This window comes from Xenorhabdus sp. PB61.4 (assembly GCF_963894935.1).
Lineage (GTDB): Bacteria > Pseudomonadota > Gammaproteobacteria > Enterobacterales > Enterobacteriaceae > Xenorhabdus > Xenorhabdus stockiae.
Genome location: NZ_CAWQJR010000085.1, coordinates 1 through 3,736, shown reverse-complemented (window position 1 = coordinate 3,736; position 3,736 = coordinate 1). Strand labels below are relative to the sequence as shown.

Sequence of the window (3,736 nt, the reverse complement as noted above, 5' to 3'; positions counted from 1 at the left end):
GTTAGCCTGACCAAACATTGCTGCCAGCGTCGTGCCATCGCCGACTTTGGTCATGATATTGGCATTACCGGCAAACAACCCGATGCTGGTGCCCTGACCCACATGGGTATAAATGTTAGCCTTGCCAATCATCACGGCCGCAGTCAGTTCATTACCCGCTTTGGTGAAAATATTGGCTTCCCCCACCATCGCGGCAAAGGTATTACCGTTGCCAATATGGGTCATCACATTGCCCACACCAATCATGGCGGCGAGACTATCACCATTCCCTACCTTAGTGGCAAGGTTGCCTTTCGCTACCATCAGGGCAACACTCAGTCCATCCCCTACGTGAGTGAACACATTACCCAGTGCCACCATCAGCGCCAGCGCATTGCCGTTACCCACTTTGGTAAAGACATTGCCGCCGCCGGCCATCATTGCGTATGCATTTCCCTGCCCGGTATGGGTAAAAATATTACCGAAAGCGAGCATAGCGGCAATGGTTTCCCCGTCACCCACTTTGGTAAAGACGTTGCCGACAGCCCCCATCGCGCCCAGTGTTCTGCCGTTACCCACATGGGTCAGGACATTCCCCAGACCAAACATTAAGCCGGTGGTGTCTCCGTTACCCACTTTGGTCAGAACATTGGCACCGCCCATCATGACACCGGTTGTTTCGCCATTCCCGAGATGAGTCAGTACATTGGCACCCCCTCCCATCACGGCAAAAACCCGGCCATGACCTTTGCGGGTCAGGACATTAGCGCCACCCAAAGCGATAACTCTGGTATCACCATTGTAAGATCCCACTGATGGATCATGTGCCGGGTGAGTGCTGTTGACATGCGTAATGACATTAGCAATACCAGCACCATTAAAAATCAGGTTTCCCTTTCTGTTCTTCTTAAAAATAACATTTGCCGCGCCAGCACCGCTAAATTCGGTATCACCAATTTCCGAGTTGTGCAGAATGACATTCGCAATGCCCGCTCCCTTAAAATAAACATTGCCATGAGCCACATTGGATTTAATAACATTACCGCCCCCTGCGCCTTCGAACCGGACATCACCGCTGCTGTCATCCTGTTTTTGGTCTAACAGCTCCCGCTCACTGAATTCATGCATAGAGCTAATCCGTTCAGACGTCACACGGACAGTATTTACACTGTAATTAACATGACTCAGTGTATAACTGCCCTTACCGATAACTTTATAGCCAGAACGGGTACCAATAGTTTGATTTGCCATAATCGCCGTTTGATCACCGGCTTTATACCACGGTGTAGCAATATATTTCAGTTCACCCGTTGCAGGATCATTCGCCAGTTGAACTACCACAACTTTGGTAATTCCTCCCACGAATTTGGCGTATAAATAGGTATTCGCCATTTGGTTGGATTTCACGGGTTTTACATCAAAGGTACTGCCATCCATCGAAACAGCATGCCCCCCCATCCGGGCATCTGACAGCGTAATATTTTCTGCTGCAATCTGAACACCGCCGGCATAGGTCACCCATTCATCTTCGGGTAATTCACTTTCCAGTGCATGTATCGTAAATGACTGGTGATGCTCAACTGTCAGATCTGATAATTTATATACCCCGTCAACATTAACTAGCTGGTAACCGCCAGCATCAGAGATATCCTGAGATGCCAGATTATTGAGATGATTACCTGCTTTATGCCAAGAGGTCGTATAATATTTCAGCCGGCCAGTTTTGGGGTCATTATGAATACGAACTTTATTGATTTTGGTGTATTTATCATCGATAGCAGCAAATAAAAAAGTATTTATTTCACGTGTAGATTTAATACCAACAATCTGCTGTGTTTTTTGAATCCAGCTTCCGCCCAGTGTTGCTGTCGTCAATACAATCTCTTCAGCTTTTGCATAGGTAATCCCTTCACCATTAAAGCTGTCATTTAAACCTTTACGGGTGATTTGGTTATAACCTCCGACACCCATAAAATGAATATTACCGTTGACCACATCTGAATAGAGATGGTTATAACCACCCGCACCCTTAAATGTGATATCGCCACTGTACCCGCGACGATATAAATTGTTATAAGCCGCAACACCTGAATAATGTATATTACCGGAACGGCCATCATGCTGAATAATAGCACCACCCGCTGCGCCTGCGAAAGAAATAGAGCCTTCTTCTTCTTTATTAATTTCGGCGTACCCAACGGCACCTTTTACGTTTAAGTTACCGCTGGTATCACTGATTTTCAGGTATGCTGACCCCCCCACTACAGTATCGTTACCAGCGCCGGTATAAACAGAAGCGCCAATCGAACCCAGAGTGATGTAATCATCACCACCATAAGCATGGATTTGCCCACCAAATCCAATAGCCACGATATTATTATCACCATCATCAGCGGAATAATTACCTGTAAAGAAGTATTCAACACTTCTCCAAAATGGTTTTCCCATAAATAAGTCCCGGTATAAATTTGAAAATTGAAGATCAAAAAAGCCCAGTTAAAGGAAATAACTGGGCATCAACACATAAATAGATAAAAATGAGTATCCCATGAATAAATTGAAATTTGTGATATTTAATCGAGTCAATTTATTGAATTGAGACATAGAAAAATAAATTCAAGAGTCAGACAGAAATTGTCAACTGAAAAGTATCCTATTTTTATTTTTAAAATCAATATAGTGAAATAACAAAGTCTGTTTAACCACTATACTTAGTCCCAATCCCCTCATTCAAATACAAAACAAATGGATCTAATTTATACAGGTGAAAATCCCAGCGCAGGGATTTTCACCATAACATCATTATATTATTTTACTGTCTGGAGTTTGCTCTTTACAGAAAGATTAATTATTTTTAGAGAGTATAATTATTATATTTATTTTTAGTATTACTCTTTTTTCGGGAGAAATTAAATACCGATTAGTTTGCTAATATTCTCCGAACATAAACATATTATAAAATCTAAACATATTCGTATGATTTAATGCCATTCCCCATAAGTCATTATGAAAGAATTGCAGATTATCACGCAGTAAATCATGTGGAGTTCTAGAAAGTTTTAAGTTGTTCCACACAACTTCCACATTGGTAGCATATGCTCGAGTGTATTTATCCATACTATTACTACGATCCTCGATTTCATAAAGAATTTTAGTGATATACTCAGCACCCTCACCATCCTGAGTATTCATGTTTATGAAAGGCATATATAATTTACGTACTTTCTCTATTGTAATATCTAAATGTGTTACTGAATTCAGGTTAACAAATTCTGGTCCTAGTATACTATTATTCATAGTGCTGCTTGGTTGATTTATATCAAAGCCCAACTTTGTAAAAAAACGTCTATTCACACCACGTGCACCTATATCTAAGTCAGATTCGGGTAATTTAAGTTCTAACGTAGATGCATTCCGAGGTTCTCTGACTTCTTGGATCCATCCTTTAGATACTGCCTCCTCAAAAGATTCTTGTTCACTCAGTAACTCCGTAGCGGAAATGATTCTTCCCGCTGCAACTGCCCCCTTTCCATTAAGACCAGGGCGAAAACTATTTATTAACCGTTCCCCCGCATTCAGCATACCCAGGGCCAGTTTCCCAAACAGCGATACCATACTCACCACGCCCGCTCCCATTGATATCCAGCCTAGTACTACAGTCGTGACTCATCTTGTGTCATGATGGTTATCTTCTCTATTCTACTCCCAAGAGAGGTCCTATGACTTCACCTGTCAACCCCTGGGAACAGGAGCTACT

General features: G+C 42.5%; 1 protein-coding gene and 1 pseudogene. Both read right to left on the bottom strand.

Annotated features, from left to right (window positions below):
- Positions 1-2,427 (bottom strand): annotated as a pseudogene (locus AACX68_RS05575) (MARTX multifunctional-autoprocessing repeats-in-toxin holotoxin RtxA); the annotation flags it as partial.
- Between the two features lie 480 nt (positions 2,428-2,907).
- Positions 2,908-3,615, bottom strand: a complete 708-nt coding sequence (locus AACX68_RS05570; protein WP_228860796.1) for a hypothetical protein — start codon at positions 3,613-3,615, stop codon at positions 2,908-2,910.
- Between the last annotated feature and the right edge of the window lie 121 nt (positions 3,616-3,736).